This window comes from Bradyrhizobium sp. ma5 (genome assembly GCF_042258955.1).
Lineage (GTDB): Bacteria > Pseudomonadota > Alphaproteobacteria > Rhizobiales > Xanthobacteraceae > Bradyrhizobium.
Map to the genome: position 1 here is coordinate 4,455,455 of NZ_CP170156.1, position 22,918 is coordinate 4,478,372.

A 22,918-nucleotide genomic window follows, 5' to 3' on the forward strand; every position below is an offset into this window, starting at 1 on the left:
ATGACGCTCTCCGAGCTCTGCATCCGCCGCCCGGTCATGACGACGCTGATTACGGCGTCGATCATCGCATTCGGCGTGTTCGGCTTCCGCCTGCTGCCGGTCTCGGCGCTGCCCAAGGTCGACTTCCCGACCATCGCGGTGACGGCCACGCTGCCGGGCGCCAGCGCCGACACCATGGCTGCGTCGGTCGCCGGCATCATCGAGCGCCAGCTCTCGACCATTGCCGGCATCTCCTCGATGAACTCGAACTCCTCGCAGGGCACGAGCGTCATCACCATCCAGTTCGACCTCAACCGCAACATCGATGCCGCCGCGCTCGACGTGCAGACGGCGCTGACGATCGCACAGCGCCGTCTGCCGATCGAAATGACGATTCCACCGAGTTTCCGGAAGGTGAATCCGGCAGACTTCCCGGTGCTGTTCGTCTCGCTGGGGTCGGCGACGCTGCCGCTGTCGGCGGTCAACGAATATGGCGACATCACGATCGGGCAGGCGCTGTCGCAGCTGCCCGGCGTCGCGCAGGTGCTGATCTACGGCGCGCAGAAGTTTGCGATCCGCGTTCAGGCCGATCCGGAGGCTGCGGCTGCCCGCAGCGTCTCGATGGAAGACATCCGCGCCGCGGTGTCGCGCGCCAATTCCTCGACCCCGGTCGGCACGCTGAACGGCCCCAAGCAGGACGTCGCACTGCAGGCCTCCGGCCAGATGGACAAGGCGGCCGACTACCGCCAGATCTACGTCGCCTGGCGCAACGGCTCGCCGGTTCGCCTCGACGAGATCGCCAAGGTCTATGACAGCGTCGAGAACGACAAGATCGCGACCTGGATGAACGACGAGCGGGCGATCGTGCTCGCGATCCAGAAGCAGCCCGACGCCAACACCGTGGCCGTCGTCGATGCCGTGCTGGCGAAATTGCCGTCGCTGCGCGCCGCGATCCCGCCCTCGGTGACCATGCAGGTCATGATGGACCGCTCGGTCTCGATCCGGCAGGCGGTCAGCGACGTCGAGGAGACCCTGCTGATCGCGGTCGCGCTCGTGATCCTGGTGATCTTCCTGTTCCTGCGCTCGGCGTCGGCGACGTTCATTCCGGCGCTGGCGGTGCCGATCTCGCTGTTCGGCACCTGTGCGGCGATGTACGCGCTGGATTACTCGATCAACAACATGACGCTGCTGGCGCTGACGCTCTCGGTCGGCTTCGTGGTCGACGACGCCATCGTCATGCTGGAGAACATCGTCCGCCACATCGAGCACGGCATGAGGCCGTTCGAGGCGGCGCTGAAGGGCGCCCGCGAGATCGGCTTTACCATCATCTCGATCACCTTTTCGCTGATCGCGGTGTTCATCCCGGTGCTGCTGATGGGCGGCATCGTCGGCCGCGTGTTCCGCGAATTCGCCGTCACGATCTCGGTCGCGATCATCGTGTCCGGCTTCGTGTCGCTGACCTTGACGCCGATGCTGTGCGCCCGCGTGCTGCGCGCGCATGACGCCACCAAGCGGCCGAACATCGTGCTGCGGGCGTTCGAGGCGATGTTCGAGGCCTGGCTGCGCGCCTATGAGTGGGCGCTGGACTGGGTGCTGGCCAAGAAGGCCCTGATGCTGATCGTGACGCTCGCGACGCTCGGCGGCACCGTCTATCTCTACATGATCGTGCCGAAGGGCTTCTTCCCGCAGGAGGACACCGGCTTCCTGATCGGTGTGACGGAAGCGGCGACCGATACCTCGTTCGAAGCAATGAAGGTGCGCCAGCAGGCGCTGGTCGAGGTGATGCGGACCGATCCGGCGATCGATTACATCAATTCGACAGTCGGCTCCGGCGGTCCCAATCCGACCACCAATTACGGCCGCTTGTTCATCGCGCTGAAGCCGCAGAAGACCCGCGACAACGCTGCTGTCGTGATCGGACGGCTGCGCCAGAAGGCGCGCGAGATCCCGGGCATGCAGGCGTTCTTCCAGAGCGTCCAGAACCTCAACATCGGCGGCCGCATCTCCAAGAGCCAGTATCAGTATGTGATGCAGAGCGGCGACACCGAGGCACTGTACCGCTTGGCGCCCGAGATGCGCGACAAGATCGAGAAGATCGCAGGGCTGCTCGACGTCACCACCGACCTCTACATCAAGAACCCGCAGATGACGGTCGACATCGACCGCGAGAAGGCGGCGGTGTACGGCATCACCGTCGATCAGGTCCGCAACCAGCTCTACAATGCCTACGGTTCGCGGCAGGTCGGCACCATCTACATGCCGTCGAACGACTACCAGATCATCCTGGAGGTGCAGCCGCAGTTCCGCGTCGATCCGTCCGATCTCTCGAAGCTCTACATGAAGACCGCGAACGGCCAGACCATTCCGCTGGATGCGGTGGCGCGGCTGGTGCCGACGGTCGGGCCGCTGCAGATCAACCACCAGGGCCAGCAGCCGGCGGTGACGATCTCGTTCAATCTCGCGCCGGGCAATTCGCTCGGCTACGCGGTCGACAAGATCACCGAGCTCGAGCAGAACGCGAATCTGCCGCCGACGATTGCGACCGGATTCTCCGGCACCGCGCAGGTGTTCCAGGATTCGCTGCGCGGGCAGGGCGTGCTGATCCTCGCCGCCGTGTTTGCGGCCTTCGTGATCCTCGGCATTCTCTACGAGAGTTTCATCCATCCGATCACGATCATCTCCGGCCTGCCGTCGGCCGGCATCGGCGCGATCCTGACGCTGATGCTGTTCGGGATGGAGCTGTCGGTGATCGCGATGATCGGCATCGTGATGCTGGTCGGCATCGTCAAGAAGAACGCGATCATGATGGTCGACTTCGCACTGGAGCGCCGCCGCGTCGGCCTCAGCGCCGAGCACGCGATCCGCGAGGCGGCGCTGCTGCGTTTCCGTCCGATCATGATGACGACGTTCGCGGCGATCTTCGGCACGCTGCCGATCGCGCTCGGTGCGGGCGCGGGCGCCGAACTGCGTCAGCCGCTCGGCGTCGCGGTGGTCGGCGGCCTCTGCGTGTCGCAGTTGCTGACGCTGTTCATCACGCCGGTCATCTACATCTATCTCGACCGCATCGACCGCAGGTTGCGGCGCAAGCTCGATCCGCAGGCGGAGGCGGGCGGCGACGTCGAGCGCCCGCAGGTGGTCGCGGCGGAATAACCTAGTGTCCCGCGAACCGGTTACCGGCTCGCGTCACGAGGTCGCGTCAGGCGAGGAAGCGTCAGATCGAGAAGCTGGTGCCGCAGCCGCAGGACGCGGTGGCGTTCGGATTGACGACGCGGAACGAGGCGCCGATCAGGTCGTCGACGAAGTCGACCTCCGAGCCCGCGAGGAACGGGACCGAGGCGGGGTCGATCAGCACCACGGCGCTGTCGCGCTCGATCACGAGGTCGTCATCGGCCTGGGTGCGCTCGACGTCAAACTTGTACTGGAAACCGGAGCAGCCGCCGCCCTCGACCGAAATGCGCAGCTTGGCACCGTCGCCTTCCTTGCTGAGGATCTGTCCGATCCGGCGGGCGGCCCGTTCGCTGACGGTGATGGCAGCAGTCATGGTCGGTCTCCGAAACCCAATCTGTGCATGATCTGATCGGATCATGCCCGGCGTCATGCCCAATTCATTTGGTCCGCCGCCTCAGTCATAGTTAAGTGCGTCGGACCATGGAATCAAATGGATAAGGACTAAAATACCGTGTCGGTCGGAATGGCTGCCCCCCGCGCGCCTTATGCCTGCGATCCCGACCGCAGCCGCGGACGGCTTGTCTTGGAGCCGCCGAGCCGGACCCGCAGCCCGTTCCGGCGCGACTGTGACCGGGTGATCCATTCCACCGCGTTCCGCCGCCTCAAGCACAAGACCCAGGTCTTCGTCTTCCACGAGGGCGATCATTATCGCACCAGGCTGACCCACTCGCTGGAAGTCGCGCAGATCGCCCGCGCATTGGCGCGCCAGCTCGGGGTCGACGAGGATCTGACCGAGACGCTGGCGCTGGCGCACGATCTCGGCCATCCGCCGTTCGGGCATGCCGGGGAGCGGGCGCTCGATGACTGCCTCAAGGATGATGGCGGCTTCGACCACAATGCGCAGGCGCTGCGCGTCGTCACCTCGCTGGAACATCGCTACCCCGAATTCGGCGGGCTGAACCTGACCTGGGAGTCGCTCGAGGGCATCGTCAAGCACAACGGCCCGCTGACCGAACGCAACGGCGCACCTAGCGGGCGCTACCTCGACAGCGGACTTCCGATCGGGATCGCCGACTACAACCAGACCTACGATCTCGAGCTCTGGAGCTATGCCTCGCTCGAGGCGCAGATCGCGGCCTTCGCCGACGACATAGCCTATGACGCGCACGATATCGACGACGGCCTCCGCGCCGGTCTGTTTGCGGTCGACGACCTCAAGGAGATGCCGCTGACCGCAGAGATCATCGCCGAGATCGATCGCCATTATCCCGTGCTCGACGAGGTCCGGCGCGGTGCCGAACTGGTGCGTGAGCTGATCTCGCATTTCATCAGCGCCGTCTTCAACGAGGCGACCCGGCGCCTTGCGGCCGCGCAGCCGCAATCGGCCCAGGACGTGCGGCACCACAACGCGCCGCTGATCGCGTTTCCGCCTGAGGTGGCCGAGCAGGAGGCGGCGATCAAGGCATTCCTGTTCCGGCGGATGTATCGCCACCGGCGGGTGATGCTTGTGATGCGGGAGGCGGAGCAAGTGGTCCGCAATCTCTATGAGCGTTACCGGCAATCGCCGGGCGACCTGCCGGCGGAATGGATCGAGGGGAGCGTGCAGGAGACCGGGAGCGCGCGGAACAGGCGGATCGGCAATTTCATTGCCGGGATGACCGACCGTTTTGCCCTGATCGAACACCAAAGGCTTTTTGACTCGACCCCGGATTTGCGTTAGCGCCCTGCCATGGCCGACACCACTGCACCATCACACCTTTTTGCCGACATGCTGGCGCGCGTGCACGCGATCTGTGCCGCTGTCGCTGCCGAGGACAACTGGCCCGCGGGCATCGATCTGTCCCGCGTGGTGGTTGAGCCGCCGCGCGATGCCAGTCATGGCGACATGGCGACCAATGCCGCGATGGTGCTCGCCAAGGAGGCCAAGGCTAAGCCGCGCGAGCTCGCCGACAAGATCGCCGAGCGGCTGCGTGCCGACGCGCTGGTGGCGTCCGTTGACGTCGCCGGGCCCGGCTTCATCAACCTGACCTTGAAGCCGCAGGTCTGGGCGGACGCGTTGCGCGCTGTGCTGGCCGCCGGCTCAGCCTACGGACGCAGCGACATCGGCAAGGCCGAGAAGGTCAATGTCGAATACGTCTCGGCCAACCCGACCGGGCCGATGCATGTCGGCCATTGCCGCGGCGCCGTGTTCGGCGATGCGCTGTGCAGCCTGCTGCAGTTCGCGGGCTTCGACGTCTGTCGCGAATATTACATCAACGACGCCGGCGCGCAGGTCGACGTGCTCGCGCGCTCGGCGTTCCTGCGTTACCGCGAGGCGCTCGGTGAGGACATCGGCGCGATCCCGGAAGGGCTCTATCCCGGCGATTACCTCGTGCCGGTCGGCGCGGCGCTCGCCAAGGAATACGGCGAGAAGCTGCTCGACATGACGGAAGCCGCGTGGCTGCCAATCGTGCGCGACAAGGCGATCGTCATGATGATGGAGATGATCAAGGGCGATCTCGCCGCGCTCAACATCCATCACGATGTGTTCTTCTCCGAGCGCTCGCTGATCACGTCCGGCAACAACAAGGTCGCCGAGACCATCGATTTCCTGCGCGCCAAGGGCGACATCTACGAGGGCCGCCTGCCGCCGCCGAAGGGCAAGCCGGTCGAGGACTACGAGGATCGCGAGCAGTCGCTGTTCCGCGCCACCGCCTACGGTGACGACGTCGATCGTCCGCTGATCAAGTCGGACGGCTCGTACACCTATTTCGCGTCTGACATCGCCAACCACCGCGACAAGTTCGAGCGCGGCTTCACCAGCATGATCGACGTGTTCGGCGCCGATCACGGCGGCTACATCAAGCGCATGCAGGCGGCCGTGAAGGCGGTCTCCGCTGGCAAGGCCGAGCTCGACATCAAGATCGTGCAGCTCGTCAAGCTGCTGCGTGACGGCGAGCCGATGAAGATGTCGAAACGCTCCGGCGAATTCGTCACGCTGCGCGAAGTGGTCGACGAGGTCGGCTCGGACGCGGTCCGGTTCATGATGCTGTTCCGCAAGAACGACGCGGTGCTCGATTTCGACCTCGCCAAGGTGATCGAGCAGTCAAAGGACAACGCCGTCTTCTACGTGCAGTACGGTCACGCCCGCGGCCATTCGATCTTCCGCAATGCGCGGGAGGAGGCGGTTCCCGATCTGCCCGAGACCGACGAGGCGCGGCTGGCCTATCTGCGGAACGCTGCGGTCGAGCGGTTGACCGACCCGGCCGAGCTCGAGCTGCTCAGGCGGCTGGCGCTTTATCCACGGATGATCGAGGCTGCGTCGGTGGCACATGAGCCGCACCGAATCGCTTTTTATCTATATGATTTGGCCAGTGAATTTCACGCGCTGTGGACCAAGGGGCGCGATTTGCCCTATTTACGCTTCATTATCAATAATGATGCAGAGATCACGAGGGCGCGACTGGCAATGGTTCAGGGCGTCGTCTCGGTTCTGGCATCGGGCTTAGCTGTTCTAGGCGTCCGTGCTCCAACCGAGATGCGGTAGGCAGGGGCATTAGGCCCTCACGAGTGGGGATTTGTGAGGGCATCTGGCAGGGGCCAACTCGTTCGGACCGGCTGTGCCGGCGATCTTGGCGCTGTCCCGAAGGGGATGCATCATCACGATGGCTGATCGATATCAGGACCGACTTTTTTCCACCGACGCGGCACCCAGGGCCGAGAGCGATCCGCTCGCCGAACTGGCTCGGCTGATCGGCCAGACGGATCCATTCGGCGCCGCGAACAAGACGCCGCCGCGTCCGTTGCAGTCGCGCGCCAACGCGCGGCCGCAACACTATGATCCGCAGGCCGAGGACGAGGATGCGCCGCCCGCGGGCCCGCCGCCCTGGATGCAGCGCGCGCGGCAGGAGACCGTCGCTCCGCCGCCCGTGCAGCACACGGCGTACGAAGAACCCGAGCAGGACTACCAGCCGAAGCCGGTGCATCCGTTGCACCGCTATGCGGCCCAGCAGGCACAGCCGCCTGCGCCCGAACCGGTCGCGACCTATCGGCCGGTCGAGCCCCCCAGGCAACCCGAGGCCTTTGACGACGAGCCGCCCTATCAGAGCGGCGATCAGAGCCACGATCCGTCGCGCTATGACGAAGCGCTCTACGGCCAGCTGGAAGCCGGCGAACAGGATTTGCAGCGCGATCCGTCCTATCCGGACGATCCCTATGCGTATGAAGCCGACGAAGAAGAGCCTGAACCGCGCCGACGGAGCAGCGGCCTGATGACGGTCGCTGCGGTGCTGGCGCTTGGCGTGTTCGGCGTCGGTGGCGCGTACGCCTACCGGACCTATGTCGGCTCGCCCCGCAGCGGCGAGCCGCCGATCATCAAGGCCGACAACACGCCGACCAAGGTGATCCCGGCCCAGGCCGATGCGCCGGCCAAGACACCGGATCGCATGGCAGCGGGTGACGGCACCGAGAAGATCGTGTCGCGTGAGGAGGCGCCGGTCGACGTCAATTCGAAGACCGCCGGACCGCGCGTGGTGTTTCCGGCGCTGAATGCGAATGCGAATCCGCCGCCGGTGGCCAGTGTGCAGACGGCGCAACCCGCGCCGGCGCCGATCACCGCGAACGGGACGCTGCCGAACAACGAGCCGCGCAAGGTTCGCACGCTCGCGGTCAAAGGCGATTCGCCCGATGGCACGCAAGCCACGGCCGCCGTGCCGGCGAAACCTCCGACGGCGGCGAAGCCACCGGTGTCGCGTGGTAATCCGGCTGCGGCCAATGCCAGCGTGAACGCGCCAATGTCGCTGGCTCCCGGGCAGGCCGACGCGGCTCCGGCCGCGCCTCCGACCCGGGTGGCGTCGACCTCGACTGCCTCGGTTGGTGGCGGTGGATATCTTGTTCAGGTGTCGTCGCAGAAGAACGAGGCGGACGCGCAGTCGTCCTATCGGACGCTGCAAGGCAAGTATCGCAGCGTGCTCGGTTCGCAGCCTTTGGTGGTGAAACGCGTCGATCTCGGTGAGAAGGGCGTCTACTACCGCGCCTTTGCCGGCCCGTTCGCGTCGTCGGAAGAGGCGAACCAAGTGTGCCGGAGCCTGATGTCGGCCGGTGGGCCGCAGTGCCTCATCCAAAGAAATTAAAGGCCGTTTCCTTGACCCGTGAGCTGCATACGGCCTAATCGGCCGAATGGCGAACCGCGCATTCATCACGGGCACATCCGGGCTGGTCCTCAACGACGCTGAACGCGAATTCATTCGCGCCGAGCGTCCATGGGGCTTCATCCTGTTCAAGCGCAACATCGAGAGTCCTGCCCAAGTGGCAGCTCTTGTTAGGGAACTCAGGTCGGTGGCCGGCATGGCCGATGCCCCGGTCCTGATCGACCAAGAGGGTGGCCGGGTGCAGCGGCTCGGCCCGCCGCATTGGCCGGTCTATCCGCCCGGCGCGAGCTTCAGCGCGCTCTACGACATCGATCCGAAGCTAGGCCTGACAGCGGCCCGGCTCAGCTCACGGCTGATTGCGGCCGACCTGATCGACGTCGGAATCACCGTCGATTGCCTTCCATTGGCCGACGTTCCGGTGGCCGGCGCGGATGCGGTGATCGGCAACCGGGCCTATGGAACCGAGCCGGACAAGGTCGCGGCGATCGCCCGTGCGGTCACGGACGGGCTGGAACAGGGCGGCGTGCTGCCGGTTCTCAAGCACATTCCCGGCCATGGCCGCGCCACCGCGGACAGCCATTTCCGCCTTCCGACGGTCGATACCGCGAGACTAGAGCTGGAACGGACCGATTTTGCCGCGTTTCGGCCGCTGGCGGACCTGCCGATGGCGATGACCGCACATGTTGTGTTTAGCGCGCTGGACCCCGTCCATCCGGCGACGACTTCTGCGACAATCATCGAACAGGTGATTCGCCGCCTGATCGGGTTCCAAGGTTTGTTGATGAGTGATGACGTGTCGATGAATGCGCTGGCCGGATCAATTGCCGAACGGACCCGCGCCATCGTCAACGCCGGTTGCGACATGGTTCTGCACTGCAACGGCAATATCGACGAAATGCGCGAGGTCGCGCGGGAGACGCCGGAACTGGCCGGCAAGGCGCATGAACGGGCCAAGGCTGTGCTCGCCGCGCGGAAGCAGCCTGAGCCGCTCGACCGGCAGGCGGCACGGGCTGAACTGGATGCGTTGTTGGATCGGGTAGGGACGGCATGACCGCTGAAATTCTATCGTTTGAGACCGGGCGGCCGGCCGATCTCGCCGACGGCGAACCGGCGCTGGTGGTCGACGTCGAGGGCTATGAAGGCCCGCTCGACCTGTTGTTGACGTTGGCGCGACAGCAGAAGGTCGATCTGTCGAAGATTTCGATCCTTGCGCTCGCCGACCAGTATCTGTCGTTCATCGAGGCCGCGCGCAAAATCCGCCTCGAGCTTGCGGCCGACTATCTGGTGATGGCCGCCTGGCTTGCCTTCTTGAAGTCGCGGCTCCTGCTGCCCGAACCGCCGACTGCGGAGGGGCCGAGCGCCGAGGAAATGGCGACCGCGCTCGCCAACCAGCTGCGCCGCCTGGAGGCAATCCGCGAGGCTGCGAACCGGCTGATGAACCGGCCGCAGTTCCAGCGCGATATCTTTCCGCGCGGCAATCCGGAATCGATCGCCGAGATCAAGCATCCGAAGTTCACCGCGACCCTGTACGACCTGCTGTCGGCCTATGCCACGCAGCGCGCGTCACGCGTGCTGACCTCGGTGCATCTGGCCAAGCGGACTGTGTGGTCGCTAGCCGAAGCGCGCGCCTCGTTGGAGCGGCTGGTCGGCCTTGCCGAGGACTGGAGCTGCCTCGACGAGTACCTGATGAACTACGTCGCCGATCCCAAGCAGAAGGCGACGGTGTTCGCATCGAGCTTCGCTGCTGCCCTCGAACTGGTTCGCGAGGGCGAGATGGAAATCAACCAGAAGCAGGCGTTCGCGCCGATCTATTTCCGAAAGCGTCAAGCGCAGGCCGCAATGGCTGCGCCGGACCTGTCGGTTGAGTAAGTGGAAGAAGGAGAGCAGGCCCATGGCAAGCTTGGCGGAAGTGCGCAGAGACGAGCCCGAGGAGGAGGTTTCTCCTATGGATCATCCGGTAGCGCGTCCTGAGGAATTGCGGCTCCTTGAAGCCCTGTTGTTCGCATCGGCCGAGCCGATCGATCAGGCAACGCTGGCAAAGCGGATGCCCGACGGCGTCGATATCAAGGCGGCGCTTGCGCAGCTGCAGGCGGAATATGCGCCGCGCGGCGTCAACCTGGTTCGGGTCGCCAACAAGTGGACGTTCCGTACCGCCGGCGATCTGTCGTGGCTGATGACGCGCGAGAGCACCGAGACACGGAAGCTGTCGCGTGCCGCGATCGAGGTGCTGGCGATCGTCGCCTATCACCAGCCGGTGACCCGTGCCGAGATCGAAGAGATTCGCGGCGTGGTGACGTCGAAGGGAACGATCGACGTGCTGCTGGAGACCGGCTGGATTCGCCCGCGCGGCCGCCGCAAGACGCCGGGCCGTCCGTTGACCTTCGGAACTACCGACGCCTTCCTGACACAGTTCAGCCTGGAAGCGCTCGGCGACCTGCCGGGACTCGAGGAGCTGAAGGGCACCGGCCTGCTCGACTCGCGGCTGCCGACCGGCTTTTCCGTTCCGTCGCCATCGGATGATGCGACGCTGCGGGAGGACGAGGAGCCGCTGGAGCCCGGCGACACGCTGGAACTGCTGCTCGCGCCGGCCGTCGAGCCGGAAGCCGAGGAACCGAAAACCGACAGCGAAGCGGTTGCCGAGGTTGAGGCCGCCGAGGTTGGGACTGTCGAGCTCGAAACGACAGCCGAGGCCGAAACCGACCTCGAAGCGGACGTTGCCGCCGAGGTCGACACGGCCGAACCTGACGCTGATGAGCCGGAAGAGCACATCGACCACGCGGGCGATGACGACGGCGCTGAGGAGAAGGGCGAATAGCCCGGAATATTCCCGGTTAAGCCTAGCAATATTACGTAGCCGCGACAGCGATTTGCCGCGGCCGAGGTCCTTGTTTTTGACACCCCGGGGGCCTAACTTCCGGCCATGTTCAGGCCGGTCCACCGGCCATTTCTGGAGGGTTGCAGGATGGGTTCGCTTAGCATTTGGCACTGGATCGTCGTGATCGCAGTGGTCCTGCTGCTGTTCGGACGCGGCAAGATTTCGGACCTGATGGGTGACGTCGCCCAAGGCATCAAGGCCTTCAAGAAAGGCATGCAGGACGACGACAAGGTCGCGGACAAGCCGGAGTCCACCAAGGCGATCGATCACAATGCGGCGCCGTCGGCCGCGCGCCAGGACGTCGGCAGCAAGGCCGTCTAACGCGCTTGTACTGACGCATATTTCGACGTTTTTCTTCGCGCGAAACGGTGACGTCGCCGTAGAGACGCGTTATGGACGCCGATGAGAAAAGGCGCCGGCAGCCCCAGATCCTGTTAGGACCGATGGGGCCGATGGCGGCGCGCTTGGGCGGAACAATTCATGTTCGATATCGGGTGGAGTGAACTGGTCGTCATCGCGGTCGTCGCGCTGATCGCCATCGGCCCGAAAGAGCTGCCGGGCGTGCTGCGCATGGTCGGGCAATGGATGGGCAAGGCCCGGAAGATGGCCTCGGAATTCCAGGGCCAGTTCCAGGAAGCCATGCGCGAGGCCGAGATGGCCGACCTCAAGAAGAGTTTTGACGAGGTCAGGGAAGCCGCAACCGGCATCACCAGCGGCAACATCATGACCTCGCTGCACAAGGACGTCAGCGACGCCCTGCAGATCGACAAGCCGGTCGATGCGCAGGTCGCGTCTGCGATCGACGCGCCGGTGACCTCAAGCGACGCACCGGTGACCCCGACAACACCCGCACCACCGACACCGGAAACCTTCGTCGAGGCCGAGACGCACGCTGCCACCGGCGAGCCGCTCGCGATCACCAGCGAGGTGAAGTCCGAGCCGGCGCCTGCGCAGGACGAGACGCCGGCGCAGCCTGACGTGCTCAAGGACGCGAGGGCGTCATGAGCGCCGAAGATATCGAGGCCAGCAAGGCCCCCTTGATGGATCATCTGATCGAGCTGCGCTCGCGGCTGATCAAGGCACTGCTCGGCTTCGCTGTGGCCTTCATCATCTGCTTCTTCTTCGCCAAGCAGATCTTCAACGTCCTGGTCTGGCCTTTCATCTGGGTGGCGGGACCGGAGAATTCGAAATTCATCTATACGGCGCTGCTCGAATATTTTCTCACCCAGCTCAAGCTCGCAATGTTCGGGGCGGCCTTCATCTCGTTCCCGATTGTTGCCGGGCAGGTCTACATGTTCGTGGCGCCCGGGCTCTACAAGCACGAGCGCAATGCGTTCCTGCCGTATTTGGTCGCCACACCGATATTCTTCGTGATGGGCGCGATGCTGGTTTATTTCGTGGTCTTCCCGATGTTGACCCGTTTTTCGCTCGGCATGCAGCAGACCGCCGGCGCGGAGACCGCGCAGATTCAGTTGCTGCCGAAGGTCGGTGAGTATCTCTCGCTGATGATGTCGCTGATCTTCGCCTTTGGCATCGCGTTCCAGCTGCCGGTGATCCTGACGCTGCTCGGCCGCATCGGCATCGTCACCTCGAAGATGCTGAGGGAGAAACGGCGCTACTTTATCGTAATCGCCTTCATCATCGCCGCCGTGCTGACGCCACCCGATGTGCTGAGCCAGGCCTCGCTCGCGATCCCGCTGCTCGCGCTCTATGAAGGCGCCATCATCGCGGTCCGGATCGTGGAGAAGAAGGCCGCGGCCTCGAGCACCTCGTCCGGGGCGCCATCGGCGACCAACCCGGCCGAGTAGGGCTGTCTTCACGTCACATTCGGTGTCATACCCCGCGAAAGCGGGGTATCCAGTGCGCCGCGGCTTCTCGGTGACACGCCGACGTCTCTGGAATACTGGATCGCCCGCCTTCGCGGGCGATGACAGTCGTGGTAGTGGAAACATACAACGCAAACGTTGGCATACAACGCTATCTGCCCGAGCGACGTTAGGACCCCGACTGCCATGCACGACATCAAAGCGATCCGCGACAACCCGACAGCCTTCGACGCCGGCCTGAAGCGCCGCGGACTTGAGGCTCTGTCGCCGTCGCTGCTGGCGATCGACGAGAAGCGGCGTGCGGCGATCCTGGCATCCGAGCAGGCCCAGGCGCGGCGCAATGCGGCCTCGAAGGAGATCGGCGACGCCAAGAAGGCCAAGGACGAGGCGCGCGCCGCCAAGCTGATGGCCGAAGTCGCCGAGCTCAAGACCACGATGCCAGAGCTCGAGCTGGCCGCGAAATCATCCGATGACGAGCTGACCAAGGAGCTGTCGTCGATTCCCAATCTGCCGCTCGACGAGGTGCCCGACGGCACCGATGAGCACGGCAACGTCCAGCACCATGTGTTCGGCAAGAAGCGCGACTACGGCTTTGCACCGAAGCTGCATGACGATCTCGGCACCGCGCTCGGCTATATGGATTTCGAGGCGGCGGCGAAATTGTCCGGTGCGCGCTTCGTCGTGCTGAAGAAGGGACTGGCGCGGCTCGAGCGTGCGATCGGGCAGTTCATGCTCGATTTGCACACCGGCGAGCACGGCTACGCCGAGATCAATCCGCCGCTGCTGGTGCGCGACGCCGTGATGTTCGGCACAGGACAGTTGCCGAAATTCGAGGACGATCAGTTCTGGGCGATCAAGGGCGAATTGCTGTCGGCGCCGAATGCCGATCTGCGCAGCGAGCGCTTGGGCCTGATCCCGACTGCCGAAGTCTCGCTGACCAACCTCGCGCGCGAATCCATCCTCGACGAAAAGGAGCTGCCGATGCGGCTCACAGCGCTGACGCCGTGCTTCCGCGCCGAAGCCGGTGCGGCGGGACGCGACACGCGCGGCATGATCCGACAGCATCAGTTCACGAAGGTCGAACTGGTGTCGATCACGACGCCCGAAGCCAGCAAGGACGAGCTCGAGCGCATGCTGTCCTGCGCCGAGCAGGTTCTGCAGAAGCTCGACCTGCATTATCGTGTGATGACGCTGTGCGCCGGCGACATGGGCTTCTCCGCGCAGAAGACCTACGACATCGAGGTGTGGATGCCGGGGCAGGGCGATGGCGGCGCCTATCGCGAGATTTCGAGCTGCTCGGTGTGTGGGGATTTCCAGGCGCGTCGCATGGATGCGCGCTATCGCGGCCCCGACGGCAAGCCGCGCTTCGTGCATACGCTGAACGGCTCCGGCACGGCGGTCGGGCGCGCGTTGATCGCTGTCATGGAGACCTACCAACAGCAGGACGGCTCGATCGCGGTGCCCGATGTGCTGCAGCCCTACATGGGCGGGCTCAAAGTCATCGAGCACGGCATGTGAGGCGAGGGCCAGTGTGATGCCGCTCCACCGGGACATCCACTGGCTTGGTCGACAATGGGCCGTCACGGGCCACGGTCTGCAGCTGATCAATCAGAAGCAGATGGGCTACTACGACATCGAGGCCGCGCGCTTGTGGGAAGCGCGCGTGACCGAGATACAAACGAAGGCCTGGATCGACAGGCCGGACTTCGACAAGGCGTTGGAGATCGCGCGCGGCAAGTTCGCCGATTTGGCGCCGGCCGATCTGCCCGCATCCGCACCCGTCCCGCCGCCGCTGGCTCCGGTCCGGGCCGCGCCGCCCGCCGCGCCGCGTGCTCCGCGTGACGCGGAATCGGTGCCCTCGATCGAGGAGCTGCTGGCGAGGCTGAAATCGAGATCGGTCGCGCCCGTCGCAAAGCCGGCCGAAGAGGCGCCCGCGCGGCCGCCGCCCGGACCCGAACCGCCGAAGCTTGAAACGCCCAAGGTTGAAGCGCCGAAGCCTGAGCCTTCGAATCTTGAACCTCGGAAGATTGAATCCATCGAATCCGAGATCCTCAAGTCGGAGCTTCCGAAGGCTCCGCGGCCCGAGCTTCTCCAGGCGGCCTCGGTCACTCCCGAACAGCTCAAGCCTGAAGTTCAAAGGACTGAACCGCCCAAGGTCGAATCGCCCAGGGCTGAGCCTGCCGAACGCGAGGCTCCCAAGCCTGAGCTTCCAGAGGCCGACCCGATCAGGTCCGAAGCTCCCATATCCGAACCCCCCGAAGCTCGCCAGGCTGCACCGGTTGAGCCGGAGGCGCCTATGCCGCCGCCCTCACCATCAGGCCTCGCGTCCGTTCGGCGGCCGGCCTGGCCGGTGTTCGACCGCAAGATCGCCGGCAGCGGCAGATTCGTGCATCCATGGCGCATCGCCTCGGCGCGATGGCAGGGGCCGGGTTTGCCTCCACGGTCCTAGCCGGTTAAGACGGCAATCAAATCAGGAGCCGCGGCCCAAGAAACCCGCGTTGGATCGAAACAAAGGGCACTTTGACGGATGCGAATTCTCTGCACCAATGATGACGGCATCCACGCCCCCGGCCTGCAGGTCGTCGAGCAGATCGCACGCTCATTGTCCGACGACGTCTGGATCGTCGCCCCCGAGCTCGACCAGTCCGGCGTGTCGCATTCGCTGTCGCTCAACGATCCGTTGCGTCTGCGCGAAGTCAGCCCGCGTCATTTCGCGGTGCGCGGCACGCCGACCGATTGCGTCATCATGGGCGCGCGCCACATCCTCGGAGACAAGCTGCCCGATCTCGTGCTGAGCGGCGTCAACAAGGGCCGCAACGTCGCCGAGGACGTGGTCTATTCCGGCACCATCGCCGGCGCGCTGGAAGGCACCATCCTGGGCTTTCCGTCGTTTGCGTTATCGCAGGAGTTTTCGATCGAGACGCGCAACGCGCCGCTGTGGGAGACCGCGCTGAAATTCGGACCCGACATCATCCGCAAGGTGATCGGCGCAGGCGTTCCCCGCAACACCGTCATCAATGTCAACTTCCCGTCCTGTATGCCCGATGACGTCAAGGGCATCCGGATCACGCGGCAGGGCAAGCGCAATCAGGGTTTCCTGAAGATCGATCGCCGTCACGACGGACGCGGCAATCCGTATTTCTGGATCGGCTTCGAGCGTGCGGCGATGATGGATGCGCCGGCCGAAGGCACCGATCTCGCCGCGCTTGCCGCGCGCTACGTCTCGGTGACGCCGCTGCGGCTCGACCGCACCGATGAGGTGTTTTCGGAAACGCTGACCGCGACGTTGAAGTGATGTTCGCGTAGCCCGGATGAGCGAAGCGATATCCGGGGGGGTCTGAGTTTTGAATCCCGGATGTCGCTGCGCTCATCCGAGGTACAGACCGTTGCTCTCGCTAAACCGGTGCGCTCCGCATCGCGCTGGAGATCACCTGCGCCAGCGTTTCCAGCTGGAAGGGCTTTTGCAGCGCTGGACGATCGCGATACTCCGGGGGCAGGCCGGACGAGCCATAGCCGGTCGCGAAGATGAAGGGGCGGTTGCGGGCGTTGATCAACTCGGCGACCGGGGTGATCACCTTGCCATTGACATTGACGTCCAGGATCGCGAGGTCGAATTCGGTCGATTGCGCGAGCTTGACCGCTTCGCCGATCTCGCCGGCCTCGGCCGCGATGCTATGGCCGAGCTCTTCCAGCATGTCGGCCACCATCATCCGGATCATGACCTCGTCCTCCACGAGGAAAACTGAACAGCCCGCCGGCCGTGTCGCTGTCATGATGGAATCCTTGCCCGTCCCTGAAATAGGCTCGCAAATAACACTACAAGGCGCAATGCAAACGTTTGGGAATTAGTCGGTTTCCAGCACGCGACGTTGCATCGCCGGATCGTTCTGACTGACGTGTTGCGCAGGATTCGTCCAGACTCCGACGGGGTGCGAACCGCACGACCAGAGCCCCCGCGCGCCTGGGCGTTAACCGCGCGTCGCCGTCGACTATATGGGAAGCTGTCGTGCTGGCGCCAACACGAAATCGGACTTCTGGTTCCTGACCGGGAACAAAAGGTGACGGGAAATTTTTCCTTAACGCGGTATTTCGGATTTCAATGGCATCAAGCCTAGGCAAGATTCCGCGCTGCCGCCCAGAGACGCTGATGAACATGGCCGTGAAGCCCGATCCGACCGAGAAGATGATGTTTCAGCTCACCCTGCGGCGACGAGGGGTCAGCGATCAGGCGGTGCTGCGCACCATGGAGGAGGTGCCGCGCGAGGTGTTCGTCGATCCGCGCGACCGCAACGAGGCCTATCGCGATAGCGCGCTTGGGATCGCCTGCGGGCAGACCATCAGCCAGCCTTTCGTCGTCGCCTACATGACCGAGCAGCTGCAGCTGCAGAAGGACCACCGTGTGCTCGAGATCGGCACCGGCTCGGGCTATCAGGCGGCCGTGCTGTCCCGGCTGTGCAAGCAGGTTCTGACCATCGAGCGCTACCGGACGCTGGCTGACGGTGCCCGCAAGCGTCTTGAAAATCTGGGCTATTACAACATCGAGGTGCTGCTCGGCGACGGTTTCGACGTCCCGGCGGGGGCCGGCGATTTCGACCGCATCATCGTCACCGCGGCGATGGAGCAGATCCCGGAGAAGCTGCTGGAGCGGCTCGATCCGGGCGGCATCCTGATCGCCCCGGTCGGGCCGCATCAGGGTACCCAGACCCTGGTCCGCGTGGTGCGCACGGAGAGCGGCTTCGATCGCAAGGAATTGGTCGACGTCCGCTTTGTGCCGGCGCTGCCGGGAATCGCGCGCGAATTGTAAATTCGGCGATTTGCTGCTTGGCACCAACGCCTTATTCGCAGGGTTAAGCGGTTATTTACTCGCGACGTGTTTACTCAAAACAGTCTTTTGTTGCGTACGAGTGAGTAACCATGTCTGGGGTTGTTGAGTTGCTTCGCTCGCGTCGCGTGCCGCAGGTTGCGGTGCTGACGCTGATGTCCATGGCTTTTGCCGGTTGCAGCGCCGATATGTCGTCGCGCTTCTCGCAAAATTCCTACTCGCAAAATCCGTTTGCGTTTGATCCGCAGCCGACCGGCACCGTGCAGGCGCCGCCGCCGCGCGAACTGCCGCAATACGCGCGGCCACGAACGCAACCGCAATATTCGCAGTATCAGTCACAGCCGTTGCCGCCGCCGGTTGCCGCGCCGCAGTCCTATCCGGTTGCCAACGCTGGCGTCTCCGGAGGAGGGCGCGGGCTTTCGTCCTACACGCCGCCTGCGCAGCCGCAGATCGAAGCCACCGGCACCGTTCCGCGTTCGGTCGCCGCAGCGCATGCCGGGCATAGCGGCACCACCACCACCACCATCATCGTCGGCACCAGCGATACGCTCGAAGTGCTGGCGCGCCGCTACAACGTCTCGACTGCCGAGATCGTGCGCGCCAATGGCTACAAGGGACCGCGGGCGCTGTCGCCCGGTCAGCAGCTGGTCATTCCGCGCCCGATGGCTGCCGCCGCCGCAGCGCCGGCGATGGCAGCACCTGCGACGCGGCCCGTTGCGGTCGCAGCGGCGCCTTCCGGCGTCCACTACGTCAATCGCGGCGACACGCTGCACAGCATCGCGCGCCAGCACCACATCCCCGTGGCTGAGCTTGCCCGCGCCAACAATCTCGATCAGTCGGCTCGGCTCAGCCTCGGCATGAAGCTCGTGGTGCCCGGCGCCAAGACCGCGATGGCGGCGCCTGCGCCGGTTGCGCAAGGCGTTGCTGCCGCACCGGTTGCGGTTGCCCCGGCACCGGCCATGGCGGCTCCGAAGGTCGTCGCCACGGCGCTGCCGCAACAGAGCGCGCGGCTGGTTCAGCCGACCGCGACTGTCGAGCAGCCGGTCGCCGCCGCAGAAACGCCGGTGGTCACCAAGTCGAGCGAAGCCACGGGCGCATTGCCGACGTTCCGCTGGCCGGTGCGCGGCAAGGTCATCACCGCCTACGGCTCGAAGACCAACGGCAAGGTCAACGACGGCATCAACGTCGCTGTGCCCGAAGGTACGCCGGTCAAGGCCGCCGAAGACGGCGTCGTCGCCTATTCGGGCAATGAGCTGAAGGGTTACGGCAACCTCGTGCTGGTTCGCCATTCCAACGGCTATGTCACGGCCTATGCCCACACGAGCGAAATTCTGGTGAAGCGCGGCGATACCATCAAGCGCGGCCAGGTGATCGCCAAGTCGGGCCAGTCGGGCGAGGCGGGCTCGCCGCAGCTCCACTTCGAAATTCGCAAGGGATCGTCTCCGGTCGATCCGCTCCAGTTCCTCAACGGCGCATAAGTTACGCGCCGGGACTTCCAAGGGACTTCCAAGTCTCACAACAAAGCCAACGGGGGAGGTGCAAGCCTCCCCCGTTTTGTTTCGGTTTAGAAGTCGAAGGTCATGCCTGTCGTCACAGCGCTTGCCTTGTTGCCGGCGACCACGTTGTTGTTGGCATCGCGTCCGCATATGCCATACCCGTGACCGCTCACGCCGAGGCAGTAATGCGCGCCGGGGCCGTTGCGCAGGTAACTGCCGACAAGATACCAGGTCGCAAACGGGCTGAAGTGGTACTTGACGCCAGCCGCATACTGATCGGCGCTGCTGTCCACCGAGTTGAGCGCAAAGTCGGCCGATCCCGGTGCCGGAGTGACGGTGTAGTTGTTAAATACGCTGGTGCCGGGCGAGCCGGGGGAGGCGTTGGCATGGGCCCATGACGCGCTGACGTCCCAGGCGCCGACGCTCTGGGTGGCGCTGAGGAAGTAGCCGTCGCGCGACCGTTCGTTGAAGTCGGCCACGGTGTTCTCGCGCCGCATCACCTCATAGATGCCGTAGAGCTGTAGCTTGCCGATGCCGTCGTCGATGCGATACCCGGCGCCGACCTTCGCGGCCCATTCGTTGGCGATGCCGACGGCTCCCGGCGGAACGATCAGCACGCCGCCATTGCTCAACGGCGTGACGGCCTCGTCGCCGGTGCGGTTGGTGCCTTCGTGCAGCTCGTAGGCAGCGACCGCCGTGAACGGTCCCTGATTGTAGGTCAGCGATGCACTGTAGAGGTTGCCGTACGAGCCGTCGGTACAGCCTTCGGGCGCCGAGGTCAGCGGGAAGCCGCTGCCGCTGCCGCGCGCGGACGTAGCAGGGCAGTTGAAGTCGCCGAGCGCAAAATCGCTGTTGTCCTTTGCCGTGTTCTGTCCGGGCGAGATCATCAGCGTGGTCTGGAAGCCGTTCCAGACCGGCGATTCGTACCAGAGCGCATGGGCCGCGCGCCAATCGAACTCGGCGCGCAGGTCGCCGCCGGTATTGCCCATGATCGAGTTGTAGTCGCCGAGCGTCGCCGAGAACGGATCGAACTTTGAGGTCGCCTTCTTGTACGGCGTGTCGGACTTGCCGGCCTTGATGGTGCCCCATGGCGTTGCCATCCCGATGAAGCTGTCGCGCGTTCCGAGCGCGGCGCGCTCGGTCGGAACCGCGGCGACCTCGACGAGGGATTCAAACTGGGCGACGGCGGCCCACCCGGCGAAGCCATACGGTGTGAGATCGTGACGCGCGTGGACGCCGAAAAAGGTGAGGTTGCTTGCTACACCGAACTTGGTGCCCTGATCGAACACGCCGGCGTTGAAGACGTCGCCGGATAGATCCACATGGCCGTAGAGCGTGACGGTGGTGTTGTCGACGAAGGCGTTGCCGCCCGGCGCCTTGCTGTAGAGCGGCGCGCCTCCGATGCTGACGACGGCATGCTCCGGAGCCGGAGCCGGCGTCGGGGAGGGCGCGACGCCGGCATGCTGTACCGGGTTGCCCTTTGGCGTTGAGGCTGCCGCAGGGGGCGCGGCGCTGCGGCTTGAGATGTTGTTCACGCGATCCCGGAGCTGTGCATTCTCCTTCGCGAGCTTGGCATTGTTTCGTTCGAGTGCATCCAGACGCGCCATCACGTCGTCGAGCGTTGCCGCCTGCACCGGTTGTTGTGTGAGCGCCAAGCCGATCGCCGCGAGTGCGGTTCCGGCGAGAAGTCCCTTCTTCATCTAATCCCCCCTTTGTCAGAACGCCTCAGCGGTGTGCTGAGGGTCACAAAGTGGAGGAACGTTAATGTATACCACACACCAGATACATGGATGCGGACGAGGCCAGACAGATAAACACGCGTTGTGACTTATATGGTACTATAATACTGTTGCACTGCATCAATTTGTCGCATCCATGATTTTGGAATAAGATTTGACTTACACTCATGCAATTGAACTCACGTCAGGAAAATCGAGCCATCAAATTCAGACAGGGTTGCTGACATAAGATATTGCACCGCAGAAATGTCGATGCATTTTGGAATAATGGATGCCAGCTTTCGGTAGTTCAGAGCGAGTTCGTGCCCGGCAAGAGGCCTAGATCGGCTGCCAGGGGTCTCGCGTATCTGCGAGACGCTCGACCATGTCGCTCAGGAATCGCGGCGGTCCAAACGCGTGCCAGTCCCCATCCGATTGCAGCAGCAGGGGCCGGCGCGCGTCGCGGCTGAAGGCTTCCAGCCACGCGCGCGCCTTGGCTTTCGGACGAGCGCCGATGGCAACCGCGACATCGACTGGAATTGTGCGCCAGACAAAGCTTGCCGGAAGAAAGATGACATCGGATTTGTCCGGACGCATCCAGTCAGGCAGCGGGCTTGTCGGCGTAAGCCAGCCGCAGACGAAATTCCGGCAGGGATCGACCGGACGCTCGTCGTAGATCGTGCATTTGCCCGCACTGCTGAACGGGCACGGCTGCCCCGGATGGACGTCGTGGCCACGTATCCGGATCTTCAGCCAGCCATCGCAGCAAGCGGTGCACTCGCCACATCGTCTCGCAGTCGTGCTGGGTTCGGCCGGCATGCGTTGAGTGTACCCATGCCGCAATGAATTCAGAAGGCCTGCGACTTGATTCAGCGACCTGCCGGACGTGCGGCTCGCGCTATGCGCCGCTCAGCCGCACGCCGAGCCGGCCGGCGAGTTCCTGCGTGTATTGCCAGGCGACGCGGCCGGAGCGCGATCCGCGGGTGGTCGACCATTCGAGCGCCTCGCGCTCGAGCTCGTCCTCGGCGATCTTGATGCCGTAATGGTCGCAATAGCCTTTCACCATCGCGAGGTACTCGTCCTGGCTGCAGCGGTGGAAGCCGAGCCAGAGACCGAAGCGGTCCGACAGCGACACTTTCTCCTCGACGGCTTCGCCCGGATTGATCGCGGTCGAGCGTTCGTTCTCGATCATCTCGCGCGCCAGGAGATGCCGCCGGTTCGAGGTCGCATAGAGGATGACATTCTCGGGGCGTCCCTCGATACCGCCTTCCAGCACCGCCTTGAGCGATTTGTAGGAGGCGTCGTTGCCGTCGAAGGAGAGGTCGTCGCAGAACACGATGAAGCGGAAGGAGGAGCTGCGCAGAAGCTCCATCAGGCCGGGCAGGCTCTCGATGTCCTCGCGGTGGATCTCGATCAGCTTGAGCCGGTCGGCCGGCTTGCGATCGAGATTGAGGCTGGCATGCGTAGCCTTGACCAGCGACGACTTGCCCATACCGCGGGCGCCCCACAGCAGCGCATTGTTGGCGGGCAGTCCGTTGGCGAAGCGCTCGGTATTCTCCATCAGGATATCGCGCACCCGGTCGACGCCCTTGAGCAGGCCGATCTCGACGCGGCTGACGCGCGGCACCGGGGCGAGGCGTCCGTCCGGATGCCAGACAAAGGCGTCGGCGGCACTGAACGTCTCAGCCGGATCGGGGGCCGGGGAGGCGGCCGCAAGGCGGCTCGCAATGGTCTCCAGGGCGTTCGCGATCCGCTCGGCGGTGACGCCGTCGAGCGGCATTACCGGGCGTTTTGTCGCGGCGTTTGCGGCACGCTTGGCGGCAGCTTGAGGGGCGGTTTTGCGGGCTGTTTTACTGGTAGTTTTCTTGGCTTTTTTCGGCATTTGTCCAGTTCCTGACGGCGCAG

20 protein-coding genes are annotated in these 22,918 nt (G+C 64.5%); 15 read left to right on the plus strand and 5 right to left on the minus strand.

From position 1 onward, the window contains the following. Positions 1-3,129 carry an efflux RND transporter permease subunit gene (locus ACE103_RS20550; protein WP_375780920.1) on the plus strand — a complete coding sequence of 1,043 codons (3,129 nt, stop codon included), beginning with the start codon at positions 1-3 and terminating at the stop codon, positions 3,127-3,129. A 61-nt stretch (positions 3,130-3,190) separates the two neighbouring features. Here the strand turns inward: ACE103_RS20550 and erpA are convergent, their stop codons facing one another. Beyond that, the gene (erpA, locus tag ACE103_RS20555; protein ID WP_021081206.1) at positions 3,191-3,520 is read right to left on the minus strand and encodes an iron-sulfur cluster insertion protein ErpA; all 330 of its coding nucleotides are present in this window, start codon (positions 3,518-3,520) and stop codon (positions 3,191-3,193) included. Between the two features lie 138 nt (positions 3,521-3,658). On the opposite strand from erpA, the gene ACE103_RS20560 reads away from it, so the two are divergent. From ACE103_RS20560 to surE, 12 genes are all read left to right on the plus strand, one after another. Continuing rightward, positions 3,659-4,867 carry a deoxyguanosinetriphosphate triphosphohydrolase gene (locus ACE103_RS20560; protein WP_375780921.1) on the plus strand — a complete coding sequence of 403 codons (1,209 nt, stop codon included), beginning with the start codon at positions 3,659-3,661 and terminating at the stop codon, positions 4,865-4,867. 9 nt (positions 4,868-4,876) lie between these two features. After that, positions 4,877-6,673, plus strand: coding sequence for an arginine--tRNA ligase (argS, locus tag ACE103_RS20565; RefSeq protein WP_375780922.1), 1,797 nt, complete (start codon positions 4,877-4,879; stop codon positions 6,671-6,673). A 118-nt stretch (positions 6,674-6,791) separates the two neighbouring features. Next, positions 6,792-8,258, plus strand: coding sequence for an SPOR domain-containing protein (locus ACE103_RS20570; RefSeq protein ID WP_375780923.1), 1,467 nt, complete (start codon positions 6,792-6,794; stop codon positions 8,256-8,258). 46 nt (positions 8,259-8,304) lie between these two features. Beyond that, positions 8,305-9,327 carry a beta-N-acetylhexosaminidase gene (nagZ, locus tag ACE103_RS20575; protein WP_375780924.1) on the plus strand — a complete coding sequence of 341 codons (1,023 nt, stop codon included), beginning with the start codon at positions 8,305-8,307 and terminating at the stop codon, positions 9,325-9,327. Next, positions 9,324-10,145: a ScpA family protein gene (locus ACE103_RS20580; protein ID WP_097672191.1), complete on the plus strand. Its 822-nt coding sequence runs from the start codon at positions 9,324-9,326 to the stop codon at positions 10,143-10,145. The genes nagZ and ACE103_RS20580 overlap by 4 nt, the downstream gene beginning before the upstream one ends. Before the next feature lie 76 nt (positions 10,146-10,221). After that, complete coding sequence (gene scpB, locus ACE103_RS20585) at positions 10,222-11,091, plus strand: SMC-Scp complex subunit ScpB (RefSeq protein ID WP_375780925.1); 870 nt, start codon at positions 10,222-10,224, stop codon at positions 11,089-11,091. A 147-nt stretch (positions 11,092-11,238) separates the two neighbouring features. After that, positions 11,239-11,472 (plus strand): twin-arginine translocase TatA/TatE family subunit, encoded by a 234-nt coding sequence (locus tag ACE103_RS20590; protein WP_050400528.1) that lies wholly within the window; start codon positions 11,239-11,241, stop codon positions 11,470-11,472. A gap of 159 nt (positions 11,473-11,631) precedes the next feature. Then, on the plus strand, positions 11,632-12,156 hold the full coding sequence (gene tatB, locus ACE103_RS20595; protein WP_375780926.1) for a Sec-independent protein translocase protein TatB: 525 nt from the start codon (positions 11,632-11,634) through the stop codon (positions 12,154-12,156). Next, positions 12,153-12,959, plus strand: a complete 807-nt coding sequence (tatC, locus tag ACE103_RS20600; RefSeq protein WP_375780927.1) for a twin-arginine translocase subunit TatC — start codon at positions 12,153-12,155, stop codon at positions 12,957-12,959. The genes tatB and tatC overlap by 4 nt, the downstream gene beginning before the upstream one ends. Before the next feature lie 204 nt (positions 12,960-13,163). After that, on the plus strand, positions 13,164-14,495 hold the full coding sequence (serS, locus tag ACE103_RS20605; RefSeq protein ID WP_375780928.1) for a serine--tRNA ligase: 1,332 nt from the start codon (positions 13,164-13,166) through the stop codon (positions 14,493-14,495). Positions 14,496-14,508: 13 nt separating this feature from the next. Beyond that, on the plus strand, positions 14,509-15,426 hold the full coding sequence (locus tag ACE103_RS20610) for a hypothetical protein (protein ID WP_375780929.1): 918 nt from the start codon (positions 14,509-14,511) through the stop codon (positions 15,424-15,426). 78 nt (positions 15,427-15,504) lie between these two features. Continuing rightward, the gene (surE, locus tag ACE103_RS20615) at positions 15,505-16,272 is read left to right on the plus strand and encodes a 5'/3'-nucleotidase SurE (protein ID WP_375780930.1); all 768 of its coding nucleotides are present in this window, start codon (positions 15,505-15,507) and stop codon (positions 16,270-16,272) included. Positions 16,273-16,372: 100 nt separating this feature from the next. Here surE and ACE103_RS20620 read toward each other — a convergent pair whose 3' ends face one another. Continuing rightward, the gene (locus ACE103_RS20620; RefSeq protein ID WP_375780931.1) at positions 16,373-16,750 is read right to left on the minus strand and encodes a response regulator; all 378 of its coding nucleotides are present in this window, start codon (positions 16,748-16,750) and stop codon (positions 16,373-16,375) included. A gap of 374 nt (positions 16,751-17,124) precedes the next feature. On the opposite strand from ACE103_RS20620, the gene ACE103_RS20625 reads away from it, so the two are divergent. Further along, positions 17,125-17,781, plus strand: coding sequence for a protein-L-isoaspartate(D-aspartate) O-methyltransferase (locus ACE103_RS20625; protein WP_375780932.1), 657 nt, complete (start codon positions 17,125-17,127; stop codon positions 17,779-17,781). A gap of 110 nt (positions 17,782-17,891) precedes the next feature. Beyond that, entirely contained in the window at positions 17,892-19,277 is a 1,386-nt protein-coding gene (locus ACE103_RS20630; protein ID WP_375780933.1) for a peptidoglycan DD-metalloendopeptidase family protein, read from the plus strand. An 86-nt stretch (positions 19,278-19,363) separates the two neighbouring features. Here ACE103_RS20630 and ACE103_RS20635 read toward each other — a convergent pair whose 3' ends face one another. The 3 genes from ACE103_RS20635 to ACE103_RS20645 form a co-directional block, all read right to left on the minus strand. Next, positions 19,364-20,995, minus strand: a complete 1,632-nt coding sequence (locus ACE103_RS20635; RefSeq protein ID WP_375780934.1) for a porin — start codon at positions 20,993-20,995, stop codon at positions 19,364-19,366. A gap of 357 nt (positions 20,996-21,352) precedes the next feature. After that, a complete protein-coding gene (locus tag ACE103_RS20640; RefSeq protein ID WP_375780935.1) occupies positions 21,353-21,832 on the minus strand; it encodes a hypothetical protein in 480 nt (159 codons plus the stop codon). Between the two features lie 79 nt (positions 21,833-21,911). Further along, positions 21,912-22,895, minus strand: a complete 984-nt coding sequence (locus tag ACE103_RS20645; RefSeq protein WP_375780936.1) for an ATP-binding protein — start codon at positions 22,893-22,895, stop codon at positions 21,912-21,914. Positions 22,896-22,918: the final 23 nt, after the last annotated feature.